At 63.7% G+C, this 17,371-nt stretch carries 16 protein-coding genes and 1 riboswitch; of the genes, 14 read left to right on the forward strand and 2 right to left on the reverse strand.

Translation table 11 applies throughout. The features are described from left to right. Positions 1-189: 189 nt before the first annotated feature. The 3 genes from B0O95_RS02280 to B0O95_RS02290 are packed head-to-tail and all read left to right on the forward strand — an operon-like array spanning position 190 to position 3,714. Positions 190-2,385, forward strand: a complete 2,196-nt coding sequence (locus B0O95_RS02280; protein WP_104076601.1) for a TonB-dependent receptor — start codon at positions 190-192, stop codon at positions 2,383-2,385. A 28-nt stretch (positions 2,386-2,413) separates the two neighbouring features. Then, on the forward strand, positions 2,414-3,100 hold the full coding sequence (locus tag B0O95_RS02285) for a Fe2+-dependent dioxygenase (RefSeq protein ID WP_104076445.1): 687 nt from the start codon (positions 2,414-2,416) through the stop codon (positions 3,098-3,100). Continuing rightward, positions 3,061-3,714, forward strand: coding sequence for a PepSY-associated TM helix domain-containing protein (locus B0O95_RS02290; protein WP_370641796.1), 654 nt, complete (start codon positions 3,061-3,063; stop codon positions 3,712-3,714). The genes B0O95_RS02285 and B0O95_RS02290 overlap by 40 nt, the downstream gene beginning before the upstream one ends. Positions 3,715-4,000: 286 nt before the next feature. Here the strand turns inward: B0O95_RS02290 and B0O95_RS02295 are convergent, their stop codons facing one another. Beyond that, complete coding sequence (locus B0O95_RS02295) at positions 4,001-4,918, reverse strand: LysR family transcriptional regulator (protein WP_104076446.1); 918 nt, start codon at positions 4,916-4,918, stop codon at positions 4,001-4,003. Between the two features lie 141 nt (positions 4,919-5,059). On the opposite strand from B0O95_RS02295, the gene B0O95_RS02300 reads away from it, so the two are divergent. From B0O95_RS02300 to B0O95_RS02350, 11 genes are all read left to right on the forward strand, one after another. Then, the gene (locus tag B0O95_RS02300; RefSeq protein WP_104076447.1) at positions 5,060-5,521 is read left to right on the forward strand and encodes a CidA/LrgA family protein; all 462 of its coding nucleotides are present in this window, start codon (positions 5,060-5,062) and stop codon (positions 5,519-5,521) included. Between the two features lie 11 nt (positions 5,522-5,532). Further along, positions 5,533-6,255, forward strand: coding sequence for an LrgB family protein (locus B0O95_RS02305; RefSeq protein ID WP_104076448.1), 723 nt, complete (start codon positions 5,533-5,535; stop codon positions 6,253-6,255). 32 nt (positions 6,256-6,287) lie between these two features. Then, positions 6,288-6,401, forward strand: a riboswitch (S-adenosyl-L-homocysteine riboswitch). A gap of 29 nt (positions 6,402-6,430) precedes the next feature. Continuing rightward, positions 6,431-7,852: an adenosylhomocysteinase gene (ahcY, locus tag B0O95_RS02310; RefSeq protein WP_104076449.1), complete on the forward strand. Its 1,422-nt coding sequence runs from the start codon at positions 6,431-6,433 to the stop codon at positions 7,850-7,852. A gap of 76 nt (positions 7,853-7,928) precedes the next feature. Continuing rightward, on the forward strand, positions 7,929-8,294 hold the full coding sequence (locus tag B0O95_RS02315; RefSeq protein WP_104076450.1) for a phage holin family protein: 366 nt from the start codon (positions 7,929-7,931) through the stop codon (positions 8,292-8,294). 48 nt (positions 8,295-8,342) lie between these two features. Continuing rightward, the gene (metF, locus tag B0O95_RS02320) at positions 8,343-9,173 is read left to right on the forward strand and encodes a methylenetetrahydrofolate reductase [NAD(P)H] (protein ID WP_104076451.1); all 831 of its coding nucleotides are present in this window, start codon (positions 8,343-8,345) and stop codon (positions 9,171-9,173) included. Between the two features lie 138 nt (positions 9,174-9,311). Then, positions 9,312-10,955 (forward strand): ABC transporter substrate-binding protein, encoded by a 1,644-nt coding sequence (locus tag B0O95_RS02325; protein ID WP_199180410.1) that lies wholly within the window; start codon positions 9,312-9,314, stop codon positions 10,953-10,955. 128 nt (positions 10,956-11,083) lie between these two features. Further along, entirely contained in the window at positions 11,084-12,094 is a 1,011-nt protein-coding gene (locus B0O95_RS02330; RefSeq protein ID WP_104076602.1) for an ABC transporter permease subunit, read from the forward strand. Positions 12,095-12,096: 2 nt separating this feature from the next. Beyond that, positions 12,097-13,026 carry an ABC transporter permease subunit gene (locus B0O95_RS02335; RefSeq protein ID WP_104076453.1) on the forward strand — a complete coding sequence of 310 codons (930 nt, stop codon included), beginning with the start codon at positions 12,097-12,099 and terminating at the stop codon, positions 13,024-13,026. Next, entirely contained in the window at positions 13,023-14,195 is a 1,173-nt protein-coding gene (locus tag B0O95_RS02340) for an ABC transporter ATP-binding protein (protein ID WP_104076454.1), read from the forward strand. The genes B0O95_RS02335 and B0O95_RS02340 overlap by 4 nt, the downstream gene beginning before the upstream one ends. Next, on the forward strand, positions 14,192-15,199 hold the full coding sequence (locus tag B0O95_RS02345; RefSeq protein ID WP_104076455.1) for a peptide ABC transporter ATP-binding protein: 1,008 nt from the start codon (positions 14,192-14,194) through the stop codon (positions 15,197-15,199). Before B0O95_RS02340 ends, B0O95_RS02345 begins: the two co-directional genes overlap by 4 nt. Further along, positions 15,192-16,301 carry a TraB/GumN family protein gene (locus B0O95_RS02350; RefSeq protein WP_104076456.1) on the forward strand — a complete coding sequence of 370 codons (1,110 nt, stop codon included), beginning with the start codon at positions 15,192-15,194 and terminating at the stop codon, positions 16,299-16,301. Before B0O95_RS02345 ends, B0O95_RS02350 begins: the two co-directional genes overlap by 8 nt. Before the next feature lie 141 nt (positions 16,302-16,442). Here B0O95_RS02350 and pcp read toward each other — a convergent pair whose 3' ends face one another. Beyond that, entirely contained in the window at positions 16,443-17,102 is a 660-nt protein-coding gene (gene pcp / locus B0O95_RS02355) for a pyroglutamyl-peptidase I (RefSeq protein WP_104076457.1), read from the reverse strand. Between the last annotated feature and the right edge of the window lie 269 nt (positions 17,103-17,371).

Here is a 17,371-nt window from a genome sequence, read left to right on the forward strand (position 1 = left end):
ACGATTCGCATTTCCGAGTGATGCTGGATATGCGAACTGAGCCGCCAGCCAACCGCGTTTGCCCGTGCCGCGACAACGGTAATAGGGCGGCGTGAGCCAGCCGACAATCAAGACAGGGCGCTTTGCCGTGCGGGCGACGCCATGCGATCGCGATGGCGCAAGCGTCGCCTTTCGCAGGACATACCGACAATGACGAAGATGACGCCGCTCGCCACGGCGCTGGTGGCCGCTTTTACCGTGCCGATGCCCGTGCTTGCCCAGTCCGCGCAGCCCGGTTCCAGTTCACAGGACACGTGGCACGACGCCGTGACCAGTGCCGCGCTGCCCGCCGTACGGGTCACCGGCGATACGGACCGGGCCGATTTCCAGGCAACGCGCGCCTACGTCGGCGCAAAGCGCCCCACCGCGCTGCGGGACATTGCGCAGGAGGTGGTGGTGGTCAATAAGGCCTTGATGCAATCGCAGGGCGTCGCGTCGTTTGCCGACGCGCTGCGCAATGTCCCGGGCATTACGATCGGCGGGGCCGAAGGTGGGCAGATCGGCAATAACATCAATCTGCGTGGCTTCACGGCTCGCACCGATATCTATCTGGATGGCTTCCGCGACCGCGGGCAGTACTATCGCGACACCTTCAACCTCGAATCGATCGACGTGCTGTACGGGCCGTCGTCAATGTTGTTCGGACGCGGCTCCACCGGTGGCGTGATTAACCAGGCCAGCAAGAAAGCGAATCTGACGCGTTCGGCTGAAGTAAGCGGTACCGTCGGTACGGGCGACTATTACCGGACCACAGTCGACGTGAACCAGCCGATCTCCGATACCGCGGCGGTGCGGGTCAACGCATTTGGCCAGAGCGTGAGCGCCACGCGCGACGCGATGCGCAACAAGGATTTCGGTATTGCGCCGCAGGTGCGCCTGGGTATCGGAACGCCGACCGAAATCACTTTGTCGGCGCTGATCCAGCACAATCGTGACATGCCGGACTATGGCGTGCCGGCGGTCAACGGGCGCCCCGCGCTGGCGGGCCGCGAGCGCTTTTACGGCTACACTGGCGATCGCACGGTGCAGGACGTGCAGACATTGTCGGCGCGTATCGAGCACCGGTTCAGTGATGAACTGAAGCTGCGCAACCAGACGCAGTTCAGCCACTACGCGACCGATGCGCGCGCAACCAATGCTGCCAGTGTGCTGACCGGGCCGCTCGCCGGCTCGCGTGCGCTGTCCAGCGGCAACTACACGTCGTTGCCGCTATCGAGCCTGTACGTGAAGCTGATGGGCAAGGACCGAGTGATCAACGATCACTCGCTCTATAACGCGACGGACGTCGAATGGAAGGTTGCGACCGGGGCGCTGAAGCATGACTTGATCGCCGGTATCGAGCTTGGGCACGAGACGTACCACAACCAGTCCTATACCGCAACCGGCGCCGGCATGCCGAGCAACGTGATTGGCGTGGTGCCGCTGACCGGTGCGGCTTACGTGCCGCGGCCAGCCGATGTGATGCGTGGCACCGGCAACCTGGCGCAGTCCAGCGCGAACTCGATTGGCGTGTATGTGAATGACACGGTGTCGCTGACGCGGCAGTGGAAGGTGGTCGGCGGCGTGCGCTGGGACCGCTATCAGGCCCATATCGCGAACTCGATGAATGCGCCGTCCTATGCCGCGCAGACGAACAGCTACACGAGCGTGCGCGGCGGCGTGATTTACCAGCCGGACGATGTACAGTCGTACTACCTATCATACGGCACGTCGTTCAATCCGTCACTCGAGGCGCTGACGCTGACCAACGGCACGCAAAATCTGAAGCCCGAAACGAACCGCTCATACGAGGTGGGCAACAAATGGGACTTACTGGGCGGCATGTTGTCGATTTCACAATCGCTGTTCAACATCGACAAGTCCAACGCGCGCACGCAGGACGCGAGCGGCGCGTATTCGATCGACGGTGACGTGCGGGTGCGGGGTTATCAGTTTGGTGCGTCGGGCCGGATCACGGACAAGTGGCAGCTATACGGCGGCTATACGTACTTGAACAGCCGCATCACGGGCGCGAAGGACGGCACGCAGGGCAATACGCCGGCGAATACGCCGCGCAACATGTTCACGCTGTGGACGACATATGAATTCATGCCGCACTGGCAGGCGGGCGGTGGCCTGAATTACGTGAGCGCGCGCTATGCGGCGAACAACAACCGGGTGTCTGTTGGCGGCTATACGCGCTGGGACGCCATGCTCGCGTATCACGCCAAGCAGTACGACGTGCAGCTGAACCTGCTGAACGTGACGGACAAGCGCTACTACGATGCACTGATTCCGTCCGACGGCGGGCGCGCGGTGCCGGGGCTGGGCCGCACGTTGCTGGCGACATTCAATTACCGGATCTAACCATGCAACCGATAGCAGGCGCCGCGAGATGATCGTGTCTATACCAAACGTATTGTCGCCGCAGCAGCTACAGGCGATACGCGCCGCACTGGACGCGGCCGGCCACGCGTGGGTCGATGGTCGCGCGACAGCCGGCTACCAGGGTGCGCCGGTCAAACACAACCAGCAAATCGACGAGCGCGCGCCGATTGCGCGCGAGTTGGGTGACATGATCCTGGCCGAGCTTGAGCGGCACCCACTGTTCATTAGCGCGGTGTTGCCCAACCGCGTGTATCCGCCGCTGTTCAATCGCTATGGCGCCGGGATGACGTTCGGCGACCACGTCGATGGTTCGATCCGGATCGTGCCCGGGCATGGCGCGAAGCTGCGCACCGACGTGTCGGCGACGCTGTTTTTGGCCAGGCCCGACGAATATGATGGCGGCGAACTGGTGATCGAGGACACCTATGGCGCGCACGAGGTCAAGCTGGCCGCCGGCGACATGGTTGTTTATCCGGCGACCAGCGTCCACCGGGTCGCGCCGGTCACCCGCGGTGTGCGACTCGCCAGCTTTTTCTGGATCGAGAGCCTGGTGCGCGACGACGCCAGGCGCGCGCTGTTGTTCGACCTGGATACGGCGATCCAGCGCCTGAACCGCGATCATGCCGATGATGTCGCGCGGCGGCAGCTAATCGGGTGTTATCACAATCTTCTGCGCATGTGGGGCGAGACATGACGCGCCGCTCGACGTTCCTCAAATGGCTGCGCAACGTGCACGGCTGGATTGGCCTGTGGGGCGCGGTGCTGGGATTGATGTTCGGCGTGACCGGCTTTCTGCTGAATCACCGCGGCGGGCCGATGAAAATCTCGCCGGGTGAGCCGCAAGTGTCGCAAATGCGGCTGCCGCTGCCCGATCCTGCTCCGGATTCGCCGCAAGCACTCGCCGAGTGGGTCGGCTGTGAACTGCGCTTTGATGGCCGTATCGGACGCACGCAGCGTGAGCCGGCGCACAAGGTCGCGTGGGGCGATCGCAGCGTGATGCAGCCGGAGCACTGGAGCGCGATGCTCACCGGCCCGAGGACGTCGATCATGATCGAATACTGGCAAGGCAATCCGACCGTATCAGTCAAGCGCACTGAAGGGACGTTGCTCGCCATGTTGAACAACATGCACCGCGGCGCCGGCATGGGTATCGGTTGGACCTTGCTCGTCGATACGATCGCCGGCAGCCTGGTGCTGCTGTCGTTGACCGGCGTGTTGCTGTGGACCGAACTGAACCGGCGCAAGACGATCGGCGCCGCGATCTTCGCCGTGTCGCTGGTCGTGATGGTTGTATGTGGCGTCGTGTGATGCGCGCCCGTTCGCCGCATCACCGTTGAGCACCATCGTCGCGAACGGCCGGCCATAGGGACGGAGCGAGCAGGTGTCGCAAGTTCAGTCATGGCTGGGTCAGGTACCGGCTTCACCCTGCACAGCGACGCAAAGCCGTCGAACCCCTCATGGTTCGCCCTGCGACCGCTTGACGCGTTGCTACACGCCACGCTCGACGGGCACGACGGCGCCTACCGCGCATCAGCAGCTTGCCGCCCCTAACGATTTCGATACGGTCCGCGCGCGCCGTCTGAACCGCCTGTCTTCAGATGCCCACCGGCGGCCCGATGAAATCGTCACCGTCCCGGCTTGGCAGCAGCTCTCGCGCGACGGCCAACCACGCGCGCGCCGCATGCGACAGGTAGCGCTTGCGACGCCAACTCAGCGCCATGTCCCAGGGGATCTCCGGTTCGACGGGCACCCGCGTGAAGCGCTCCGGATCCAGCCGCTCGCAGTACGGGCGGGGCAGCAGCGCAACGCCCACGCCAGCGGCTACCAGCGCGGTGATGAAGTCCCAGTGCCCGCTGCGCCCCGCGATGGTGGGTGAGAACCCGGCCCTGCGGCACGCTTCCAGCACGATATTGTTCAACGCCAGGCTTTCGCCGTAGAGCACGAACGGCTCATGGGCCAACTCTGTCAAGTCGACCCGCGCGGCGTCGCGCCAGCGCGACGCTTGCGGGGCGATCAACCATAGCGGGTGACGGCTGACCGGCAGCACGTCGAACACGTTGGTGTCCACCGGCTGCAGCAATGCACCCAATTCCAGTTCCCCGGCCAGCAGCGCGGTCTCAATCGCGCGCGAGCCCTGCTCGAACAACTTTAGGTCGATGCCCGGGTAGCGCTGCCGGAACACGGCGATCACGCGGGTAAACAACGCGCCGCCCATTGGCGGGATGCCCAGCGTGAGTTGGCCACGGCCCAGCGTACCCAAATCGTCCAGCTCGGCTTGCAATTGCGCGTGGGCGGCCAGCACATCCTGGCCGCGCTGGTACACGATCCGGCCGGCGTCGGTGAGCACCATTTGACGGCCGTCGCGCAGCAGCAGCGGTGAACCGATCTCGTCCTCGAGCGCCTTGACCATTTTGCTGATCGTGGGCTGCGTGACGAACATCCGTTCGGCCGCCGCCGTGAAACTCTGTTGCCGGACGACCTCAACGTAGTACTTCAGCGCGCGCAGTTCCATGGAACACTATTCCATTTTGGAATGGAAAACATGATTGTAATTCATTATATTTATGTTGCTTGGCAACCTATACTCGATTTGCATGAATAGTGTGGGCCATTGTCGTCGCGCGATGGGCGGCCCATCAAATCCACGGAGTGCATGATGAACGCCAATTCCTCGTACGCCAATCCTGTCGTGCCGTCGGCGGGCCGGGTGGCGGGTGCGCTCAAAAGAGGTGCGATTGTCGCGGCACAAAGCACGCTGCTGGCGCTGCTGTGGTTAGCGGCCGATGCGCTGGCCCAAGTCATGCGCCTGCCGATGAACGGCGGCGTGCTGGGGCTTGGCCTGCTGCTCGTACTACTGTTCTCCGGCCGCATCGCGCCACGCTGGGTCAAGGCCGGCGCGGACTGGCTGTTGTCCGAAATGCTGTTGTTTTTCATTCCGGCCGCGGTTGCCGCCGTCCAGTACGGTGACGTGCTCAAGGCGCAAGGTTGGCGTCTTGCGCTGGTGGTTGTGTGCGGCACGCTGCTGGCGATGGTGGCAGTTGCGGTCGCGGTCGAGCAGACCGCGAAGCTCGAGCGGCGTCTCGCGCTGCGGCGCGCACGCGGGCATGCCGCGTAGTCGGTAACATCATGCCCTCGCTGCCCGCACTGATCGCATCGGAGCGTGCCGCGTCGTGGATCGCGGCGGCGTGCTTCGCGCTGACCATCGTGCTGTACTTCGGCTCGAAGGCGCTCTATGCTCGTTTTCGCTGGCCTTGGCTGACGCCGTTACTCGTCGTGCCGGTTGCGCTTGGCGCGATCGTGTTGCTCGCGCGCATCCCGTATCCGGTCTATTTCCGCGATACTCGCTGGCTGATGTGGCTACTGGGCCCGGCCACGGTTGCGTTCGCGGTGCCGATCTATGAGTACCGACAGTTAATCCGGCGCCATTGGCTGTCGTTGTCGGTCGGCGTTGCCGTGGGTGTGCTGTCCGGAGTCGCCGGTTCGCTCGCGCTGGCGCGGTTGTTGCATTTGTCCGCCGACCTGCAGCACAGCCTGCTCACGCGTTCGGTGTCTACGCCGTTCGCGTTGGCGGTGTCCGACCGGCTGCATGCGTCGCGTGATCTGACCGCATTGTTCGTGATCGCGACTGGCGTGGTCGGCATGCTGGTCGGCGAACTGGTGCTGGCGATCCTGCCGCTCAGGAGCCGATTGGCGTGCGGTGCGTTGCTCGGCGCGGCGGCGCACGGGGCCGGAACCGTCAAGGCGCGCGAGCTGGGCAGCCAGGAGGGCGTCGTCGCCAGCCTGACGATGATGATCTGTGGTGTAGTGATGGTGCTGCTGGCCCCGCTGCTGGCCGTCTGGCTCAATTGAGCGATCTCTGTCGTTTTGCTACAATTGCGACTCGTTTCGAGGAGCGTTGCGACGGCTGACAGCCGCCAGGCTCGAAACGCTTCGATCGGCGGTCCGTTTTGCGCGTTCAACGCGTGCGGTCGTCGCCACAACGGCGCTCACGTCTTTTATTTCTTTTGACAGAAAAGGAGGCGTGATGAACGCCGTAGTCTACGAAAAAAGCCTATCCCAGGATTGTGTTGTTGCCGACCCGTCGCTTGCCGCGTGGGGCCGCAAAGAGCTAAACATCGCCGAGACCGAAATGCCGGGCTTGGTGCAGATCCGCGACGAGTACCAGGCTGAGCAGCCACTGAAGGGGGCCCGCATCGCCGGCTCACTGCACATGACGATCCAGACCGGCGTGCTGATCGAGACGCTGAAGGCGCTAGGCGCCGACGTGCGCTGGGCGTCATGTAACGTCTTCTCGACGCAGGACCACGCTGCGGCAGCGATCGCCGAAACTGGCACGCCGGTGTTCGCGTACAAGGGCGAATCGCTCGACGAATACTGGGAATTCGCGCACCGGATCTTCGAATGGCCGAACGGCCAGTTCGCCAACATGATTCTCGATGACGGCGGCGATGCCACGCTGCTGCTGATCCTCGGCGCGCAGGCCGAGCAGGACCGCTCGGTGATCGCCAAGCCGCTCAACGAGGAAGAGGTCGCGTTGTACAACGCGATTGCCCGCCACCTTGACGCGGACCCGCGCTGGTACTCGACGCGCCTCGCGCACATTCGCGGTGTGACCGAGGAAACCACGACCGGCGTACATCGGTTGTACCAGATGGAGCGCGAGGGCCGACTGCCGTTCCCGGCCATCAACGTGAACGATTCAGTGACCAAATCCAAGTTCGACAACCTGTACGGTTGCCGCGAATCGCTGGTGGACGGCATCAAGCGCGCCACAGACGTGATGATCGCCGGTAAGATTGCTGTGGTGGCCGGCTACGGCGACGTGGGCAAGGGCTGCGCGCAATCGCTGCGCGGGCTTGGCGCGACCGTGTGGGTGACCGAGATCGATCCGATCTGCGCATTGCAGGCGGCCATGGAAGGCTATCGCGTCGTCACGATGGACTACGCGGCGGACAAGGCCGACATCTTTGTGACGGCCACCGGCAACTATCATGTGATCAACCACGACCACATGAAGGCGATGCGCCACAACGCGATCGTCTGCAATATCGGCCACTTCGATTCCGAAATCGATGTGGCGTCCACGCGCCAGTACCAGTGGGAGAACATCAAGCCGCAAGTGGACCACATTATCTTCCCGGATGGTAAGCGGGTGATTCTGCTGGCCGAGGGGCGGCTCGTGAACCTGGGGTGCGCGACCGGCCACCCATCGTTCGTGATGTCCAACTCGTTCACGAATCAGACGCTCGCGCAGATCGAGTTGTTCACGCGCGGCGACCAGTATCAGAATAAGGTCTACGTGCTGCCTAAGCATTTGGATGAAAAGGTCGCGCGGCTGCATCTGGCGCGCATCGGCGCGACACTGACCGAGCTTAGCGACGCGCAGGCGCGGTATATTGGCGTAGACAAGCACGGCCCGTTCAAGCCGGACCACTACCGTTACTAACTGCGGCTGCACGCGCGCCGGGGCACGATCGATAACGTGCCCCGGCGCGCCCCGGCCGCATCACAGGGAGCCCCCGATGACTGTATTGCTGACCTGGTTGATCAATGCGCTTGCGCTGCTGATCATCACGTATATTGTGCCGTCGATCCAAATCAAGAGCTTCGGCACCGCGTTGATCGTCGCGCTCGTGCTCGGGTTGATCAACGCGATTATCCGGCCGCTCCTGATCCTATTCACGCTGCCGCTGACGGTGCTCACCCTGGGATTGTTCATTCTGGTGATCAATGCGTTGTGCTTCTGGTTGTGTGCGACGCTGCTCAAGGGGTTCGAGGTCTCCGGCTTTTGGTCGGCATTCTTTGGCTCGATCCTGTACAGCATCGTGTCGTATCTGCTGAGCGCGCTGATCCTTGGGCATCGCTTTACCGTTGAGCGCTGGTACTAACGCGCGCTGGACGCACGCCGGCGGCGCGTATCTCTTTCCAATACTTCTATGTCCTTGCCTGAAATCTCGTTCGAGTTCTTTCCGCCGAAGACGGCGGAAGGGGTCGATAAACTGCGCGCAACGCGTGCGCAACTGGCGCCGCTTAAGCCAAAGTTCATGTCGGTGACATTTGGCGCCGGCGGCTCGACACAGCAGGGCACGCTCGATACCGTGCTTGAAATGGCGGGCGAGGGCTTCGAGGCCGCGCCGCACTTGTCGTGCATCGGCGCGTCGAAGGAGAGCTTGCGCGGCGTTTTGGCGCAGTACCGCAGGCACGGCATCCGGCACATCGTCGCGCTGCGCGGCGACTTGCCCTCCGGCATGGGAGAGGTCGGCGAACTGCGCTATGCGTGCGACTTGGTTGCGTTCGTGCGCGCCGAGCACGGCGACTGGTTTCATATCGAAGTGGCTGCGTATCCTGAATACCACCCGCAGGCGAGGTCGCCGCGAGCGGATCTGGAGAATTTCGCACGCAAGGTGAAGGCGGGCGCAAATTCAGCAATTACACAGTATTTCTATAACGCGGACGCCTATTTCCGCTTCGTCGACGACGTGCGCAAGCTCGGTGTTGACACACCGATCGTGCCCGGCATCATGCCGATCACGAACTATGCGCAACTGATGCGGTTTTCCGAAATGTGTGGCGCAGAGGTCCCGAAGTGGATCGCGCGGCGACTGGAAAGCTTTGGTGACGACCGTGACGCTATTCGGGCATTCGGGCTGGATGTCGTGACCGCAATGTGCGAGCGGCTGGTCGTGAACGGTGCACCAGGATTGCATTTCTACACGCTGAACGGCGCGGTGGCCAGCAAGGCGATTTGCGAGCGTCTGCGCGCCTGAGCGCAACAAGGACGGCCCGGCGCGCGTCGGCCGTTGAGAATTTGTCGAACGTACGTTTTTTTCCGCCTTGCCGGTTTGGCGAAATCCAGTACACTCGCGCCTACACCGGAGATCCCGGGACGACAATTCGGAGCAAGCATGCCACATAACCGTCCGTTATCCGAAACCTACCGCCCGACCTATAATGCCGTGCTCGCCGTGGTGACCGCGCTGGCACTGAGTGGCGCCGGGCTCGCGCAAGCCGCGTCGCTGCCCAACAAGACGCTGGTCTATTGCTCCGAGGGCAGCCCCGCGGGCTTCGATCCGGCGCAGTACACCACCGGCACCGATTTCACCGCCAATACGTTCACCGTCTTCAATCGTCTGGTCGAGTTCGAGCGTGGTGGCACGAAGATCGAGCCTGGCCTAGCCGAAAAGTGGGATGTGTCGCCGGACGGCCTGCAATACACCTTCCATTTGCGTCATGGCGTAAAGTTTCACTCGAATGACATCTTCAAGCCGACGCGTGATTTCAATGCCGACGACGTGCTGTTCACGTTCAATCGGATGCTCGACCCGAATCTGCCGTTCAACAAGGCGTACAAGGTCCAGTTCCCGTACTTCACTGACTTGGGGCTGGACAAGCTGATCGCAAAGGTCGAAAAAAGCGGTCCGTATAGCGTGCGGTTCACGCTGAAGGAGGTCAACGCGCCGTTTCTGCAGAACTTGGCGATGGAGTTCGCATCGATCCAGTCGGCCGAATATGCGGACGCGCTGCTCAAGGCCAATCGCGCGCCGGACTTGAACCAGAAGCCGATCGGCACCGGACCGTTTATTTTCAAACGCTACACGAAGGATGCGACGATCCGTTTCGACGGCAATCCCGATTACTGGAAGCCGGGCGCAGTTAAGGTCGGCAAGCTGATTTTTTCAATCACTGTCGATCCGGGCGTGCGGAGTCAGAAGCTCAAGCGCGGCGAATGCCAGATCACAGTCTATCCGCGGCCGGCTGACATCGAATCGCTCAAGAGCGACCCGAACGTGCAATTGCCGTCTAAGCCGGGCTTCAACCTCGGCTACTTGGCGTACAACGTCGAGCATAAGCCGTTTGACAACGCGCAGGTGCGCCGCGCGCTGGATATGGCGATCAACAAGAAGGCCATCATCGAGTCAGTGTACCAGGGCGCAGGCCAGCTTGCGACCAACCCGATGCCGCCGACCCAATGGTCGTACGACGCATCGATCAAGGCGTTGCCGTATGATCCGCAGCAAGCCAAGGCGTTGTTGCAGAAGGCGGGCGTCAAGAAAGGCACCGAGGTCACGTTGTGGGCCATGCCGGTGCAACGCTCGTACAACCCGAATGGCAAGCTGATGGCCGAGATGATCCAAGCCGACTGGGCGAAGGTTGGCGTGAAGGCGAAGATCGTCACGTATGAATGGGGCGAGTACATTAAGCGCGCCCATGCGGGCGAGCACGACGCGATGCTGATTGGCTGGACCGGCGACAATGGCGATCCCGACAACTGGCTCGGCACGCTGCTCGGCTGTGACGCGGTCCATGGCAACAACTTTGACAGGTGGTGCTACAAGCCCTTCGACGATCGGGTTGTCAAGGGCCGCGAGACCACCGATCAGGCGCAGCGCACGAAGCTGTACCTCGAGGCGCAGAAGATCTTTGCCAAGGAGCTGCCGTTCTCGCCGCTCGCGCATTCGACGACATACCAGCCGATCGCGAAGAACGTCGTCGACTTCAAGATCGATCCGCTAGGTTACACCCGTTTTGACGGCGTGAGCTTGAAGTAAGCGTTTCGACATCGTCCTGCGTGACGCTGGCGACGACACGCCGCTCAAGCGTTAAGCATGGACTGCGGCGGCCCGGGCGCGAGCCCGCGCCGCCGCTCACGCACTGGCACCCACAAACGGGAGTTTTCATGATCCGTTTTGTCTTGCGCCGCCTGGGAATGGTCATACCGACGTTTATCGGCATCACCCTTCTCGCGTTCGCGCTTATTCATCTGATACCCGGCGACCCTATCGAAGTGATGATGGGCGAGCGCGGCGTCGATCCGCAGATGCATGCCGAGGCGCTGCATCGCCTGGGGCTCGATGAGCCGCTGCCGTTGCAGTATCTGCACTATGTTGGTCGCGCGTTGCATGGCAATCTCGGCACGTCGTTGATCACCAATACCAGCGTGATGGACGAGTTCCTCGCGCGCTTTCCGGCGACGCTGGAGCTGTCGGTCTGCGCCATGGCGTTCGCGCTGCTGTTCGGCCTGCCGGCGGGCGTTGCCGCGGCGCTCAGGCGCGGCTCGTGGCTCGATCACACGGTGATGGGGACCGCCCTGACCGGCTATTCGATGCCGATCTTCTGGTGGGGGCTGCTGCTGATCATGCTGTTCTCGGTCACGCTCGGCTGGACGCCGGTGTCTGGGCGCATCGCGGTGGAATACGACATTCCGTATACGACCGGCTTCATGCTGATCGATTCGCTGCTATCCACCGATGAGGGCGCGTTCAAGTCCGCTGTGTCGCATTTGATCCTGCCGGCAGTGGTGCTGGGCACGATTCCGCTGGCGGTCGTTGCGCGGATGACGCGCTCGTCGATGCTCGAGGTGCTGCGCGAGGACTATATCCGCACTGCGCGCGCCAAGGGCTTGTCGCCGGCGCGGGTCGTCCTCGTGCACGCGCTGCGCAACGCGCTGATTCCCGTTGTCACGGTGATTGGGCTGCAGGTCGGCACTTTGCTTGCGGGCGCGGTGTTGACCGAGACTCTGTTTTCGTGGCCTGGAATCGGCAAGTGGCTGATCGACGCAATCTCGCGCCGCGACTACCCAGTCGTGCAAGGCGGCATCCTGATGATCGCGACGCTGGTCATCCTGGTCAACCTGCTCGTCGATTTGCTGTACGGCGTGCTTAATCCGCGCATTCGCCACACGAGGTAACGATGGCAGACTTGCCAACCCCACCCCTGTCATCGCCGCAGGCGGTGACGCCGCCGCCGTCCGGACGCTTGCTGGCGGCGCGCGAATTTTGGGCCCAATTCTCGCGCAACCACGGCGCAGTCGGCGCGCTCGTGGTGGTCACGATATTGATCGTGGTCGCGCTGTTCGCGCCGCTGCTGGCGCCGCATAGCCCGATCGAGCAGTACCGGGAGTTCGTCAAGTTGCCACCGGCGTGGCTCGCCGGCGGCAACTGGCAGTTCGTGCTGGGCACTGACGAAGCGGGACGCGACATCCTGTCGCGGTTGATGTACGGCGCGCGGCTGTCGTTCTTCATCGGCCTGGTGTCGGTCGTGTTGGCGCTGCTGCCAGGTATCGTACTGGGGCTGGCCGCCGCATTCTTTCCGCGCTGGGGCGACGCGCCGATCATGCGGCTGATGGATGTGCTGCTCGCGCTGCCGTCGTTGTTGCTCGCGGTGGCGGTCGTGGCCGTGATCGGCCCCGGATTGGCCAACACGATGCTGGCCATTGCAATCGTCGCGCTGCCCGCCTACGTGCGGCTCACGCGCGCGTCTGCGCTCGGCGAGCTGCAAAAGGAGTATGTGACCGCCTCGCGCGTGGCGGGCGCCGGCACGTTGCGCTTGATGTTCTCTCAGGTGCTGCCTAACTGTACCGCGCCGTTGATTGTGCAGGCCACGCTTGGCTTCTCGACCGCGATCCTTGATGCCGCCGCGCTCGGCTTTCTCGGCCTGGGCGTGCAGCCGCCCTCAGCCGAATGGGGCGCGATGCTGGCCTCCGCGCGCGACTACATCGACAACGCGTGGTGGATCGTCACGATGCCGGGCTTGTCGATTCTGGTCACCGTGCTGGCCATCAACCTGCTCGGCGACGGGCTGCGCGATGCACTCGATCCGAAATTGAAGAGGTTGTCATGAGCCCGAATCCGAATGCACCGTGCGATGCAGGTGCGCCGTTGCTGACGATCCGCAACCTGCATGTCGACTTCGACGGACTGGCCGCGGTCGATCGCGTGAATCTGTCGGTGGCCGCCGGCGAGGTGCTCGGCATTGTCGGCGAATCCGGTTCGGGCAAGAGCGTCACGTCGATGGCCCTGATGGGGCTGATCGACCCGCCGGGGCGTGTCAGCGCCGACGAACTGTGCTTTGACGGCGTTGACCTGTTGCGCGCGTCGCCGGCTAAGCGCCGGCGTATCGTCGGCAAGGACATCGCGATGGTGTTTCAAGACGCGCTCACGAGTCTGAATCCAAGCTATACGGTCGGCTACCAGATCAAGGAAGTGCTCCGCTTGCATGAAGGGTTGCGCGGCGCGGCCCTGGAGCGCCGCGCGCTGGACCTGCTCGAGCAGGTTGGCATCCCGGACGCGAAGAACCGCATCAACGCGTTCCCCCACCAGATGTCGGGCGGGATGAATCAGCGCGTGATGATTGCCATGGCCGTGGCGTGCAACCCGAAACTGCTGATCGCCGACGAGCCGACCACCGCGCTGGACGTGACGATCCAGGCGCAGATCATGGACCTGCTGGTGCGGTTGCAGAAGGAGCGTGGTATGGCGCTCGTGCTGATCTCGCACGACCTGGCCGTGGTATCCGAGGTCGCGCAGCGGGTCGCGGTGATGTATGCGGGTGAGATCATCGAAATGAACCGCGTGCCGGATATTTTCTCGGCGCCGCACCATCCGTACACGGAGGCGCTGCTGGCGGCCATTCCCGAGCACAACCGCGGTGCGCGGCGGCTCGCGGCGCTCTCCGGCATGGTGCCTGGCCACGGCGACCGCCCCAGTGGCTGCCTGTTCGCGCCGCGTTGCAAGTATGGGGTTGACGATTGTTGGAAGGGGCGGCCCGCGCTCGCGCAACTCGATGCGCAGGACGACGCGATGCGTGCCCGATGCATCCGTCCCCTGAATGTGGAAAAGGTCGCGGCGCCGATACTCGATGCGGGGCGCATTGCGCTGGCCGGCGCGACGCCGGGAGACGACGCCGGCGAGTGCGTCGCGGCGCCGGCCGCGCCGCCCGCCGGTGGCGTTGCCGACGACCGGCATGACCCGCACGCGCGCGGCACGCACGAGAACGGAGGTGAACGATGAGCGCGGTGGCGCATGCCCGCGACACGGCGACGGCCAAGGATGCCGTGCTGGTTGCGGACCAACTGACCAAGCACTACGAGGTGCGCCGTGGCATGTTCGGCACGGCCACAGTGAAGGCGCTCAACGGCGTGTCGTTTTCGCTCGCCCGTGGTCGCACGTTGGCGGTTGTCGGCGAGTCGGGATGCGGTAAGTCAACGCTTGCGCGGCAATTGACGATAGTCGAGAGCCCGACGTCCGGCCGCCTGTTGATCGATGGCGCCAATGTTGCGACCGCCACGGATGAACAGCTAGCCGAGTTGCGCAAACGCGTCCAGATGGTGTTCCAGAACCCGTTTGCCTCGTTGAACCCGCGCAAGACGGTCGAGCAGACGCTGGCCGAGCCGCTGGCGATCAATACCGAGATGAGCGCCGGCGAGCGGGCATCGCGCATCGCCGAGATGATGCGCACGGTCGGCCTGCGGCCCGAGCACGCGAAGCGGTATCCGCACATGTTCTCCGGCGGGCAGCGGCAGCGCGTGGCGATTGCGCGCGCGATGATCCTGACGCCGCGCATCGTCGTGGCCGACGAGCCGGTGTCAGCGCTGGACGTGTCGATCCAGGCGCAGATTTTGAACTTGTTCATGGATCTGCAGGACAAGTTCTGCACCAGCTACGTGTTCATTTCGCACAACCTCGCGGTGGTCGAGCACGTCGCCGACGATGTGATGGTGATGTACTTCGGCAGCATCGCGGAACGAGGGGCCAAGGCGACCATCTTCGCGCGGCCGCGGCATCCGTACACACGCGCGTTGATGTCGGCTACACCGGCTATTTTCGAATCCGACCGTCGCATCAAGATCAAGCTGGAGGGGGAGCTGCCGTCGCCGTTGAATCCCCCTCGCGGCTGCACATTCCATCAGCGCTGTCCGTACCGGATCGAGCGGTGCATGGCCGAGGAGCCGAGGTTGCGCGACGTTGACGGCCGCCAAGTGGCCTGCCATCGTGCGGAGGAGATGGATGCTTGAGTGGCGGCGCGGCCGCCGCGCGCGATGCAATACCGGCCTGGCCAAGTTGCTCGCGCGGCGGGTCGCCTTCGGATTGTTGGCCGGTATCGCATCATCCGCGCACGCATTGTCCGGCGCGTCCATGGTGCAGGCCCCGCTGGGGCCGCCAACCGTGCCGATATCCGCCAGCCAGACCGAGGCGGCCACGCCGCCGCGCCAGCACGGTCAGCCGGCGCTGCAAGCCGACGATGGAACGGCGTCTAGTCGGCCCGGCGCCGCCCAGGCGAGTGTGCCGCGGCCTGCGCACATGCCGTTCTATGTCGCGACCAGAGGTGCCCTGACACTGTACCTGTTCGGCACGCTGCACGTTGGCGACCCGGCTGACTATCCGGCCGAGCAACCGTTCCGGCAACCGATCATCGACGCGTTGCGTGCGGCGTCGTGCATGGCATTCGAGCTTTCGCCCGACGATCTGGTGATGTCGCAGGACGATGTGACGCGCTATGGCATGTGCTCATATGCGTGTCTGCCACGGTTGCTGCCGGCCGATATGTGGGCGAAGATCGTGCGTCGCATGCGCGGCAATCCAGCCGGGCTTGCGGCGATCCGCAAGACACGCCCATGGTTGGCAGCGATGCTGATCGAGACCTACGACTCGTTGTCGGCCGGGTTGCAGGCCGAGTATGGCTCCGAGCCACAGCTCGAAAACCTGTACGTGGGACGTATCGTCGGTCTGGAGACGCGCGATGAGCAAATCGCCGCTTTCACCAAACTGACGCTCGCCGAGCAACGCGAGATGCTCGCGCAAGACTTGCGGCAGACGCCGGCCGATAACGTGTCCGACGTGCGCATCCTGCATGCGCTATGGCGGGCCGGCGATGCCGATGCGATGGCGAACTGGCAGGCGCGGCAATCGGCGAAACTGGCGCGCTCGCCGGCGTTGTCGCGGCGCATTGACGAGCGGATCGTGTTCCAGCGCAGCGAGCGCTTCGTTGCACGCATGCTGCTGCTTGCCGAGCCCGACAGGCCGATCTTCGTCGCGATCGGCGCACTGCATCTCGGCGGGCAGAAGGGCGTGCTCGCGCTGTTGCGAGATCGCGGCTTTGATGTCGCGCCGCGCTGACGTGTGCCGGGCTGCTCGCGTCGCCATCACGGCGCTGGCCGCGAGGCGGCAGGATCGTGCGGATGCGGTTGGGCCGTGCCGAGGCGGCAGGATTGCGGATGTGGTTGTGCCGTGCCGAGGTGACAGGCCAGCGTAGACGGTTTAGTGCAACGCGCCGCCCGTTTCCGGCAAATCCATGCGCACTGACAAGGCAGTCCGCACGATGACCTTCAGCCCTTCGATGACGGACGCGGTCGGCAGGCTGGGCTGACCTGGGTGGCGCGCGGCCTGTCGCGGCGTATAGGGTATATGCACGAAGCCGCCGCGCAATTGCGGTGCGCGTGTCGCGATGTGGTGCGACAGCACGTAGAAGAGGCGATTGCAGGTGAAGGTGCCGGCCGTTTGCGACACCGACGCCGGGATGCCAGCCTCGCGCAGCGCATGGACGAGCGCCTTGATCGGCAGCGTGGAGAAGTAAGCCGCCGGCCCGTCGGCGACGATCGGAGCGTCGATCGGCTGGTAGCCGTCGTTGTCCGGAATGCGTGCATCGTCCACGTTGATGGCGACGCGCTCGACGGACAAGTCCGGACGCCCGCCGGCTTGGCCGACACAGATTGCCAGCGACGGACGCGTTGCATCGAGCGCGTCCAGCAGCGCCTGGTCGAGCGTGCGAAAGCGCACCGGCATCCTCCACGCACGCACGAGCGCGTCGCTCGACGCGGTTGCAATGCGCGCCCCGTCCAGTGCGTGCACGGCTTCCCATGAGGGGTTAATCGGCTCGTTCTCGAACGGCTCAAAACCGGTGAGCAGCACGGTTTGCATCGTATGGTGTTCCTTCCTAGAAACGTTGCGTGCCAGCCGGCGCGGCCGACGCTGGCGTAGCTGCAGTGCCGTTATGATGCCGCGGGGCGTGCGAAAAAGCCATTCAACAAGTGGCCCAGTTGGCGACGCAGCCGATGCTTTGTCAGCCGCCCTGGCGCTGTCGGAACAGACGCAGACGGGAGCGGGTTGCGTTGGTGTGGGCTGGCCTTCGCATCGTTGAATGGAATGATAATTATTCTCATTAATATGAGTGCGCCTTACTTTCCTGA

It is taken from the genome of Mycetohabitans endofungorum (genome assembly GCF_002927045.1).
GTDB lineage: Bacteria > Pseudomonadota > Gammaproteobacteria > Burkholderiales > Burkholderiaceae > Mycetohabitans > Mycetohabitans endofungorum.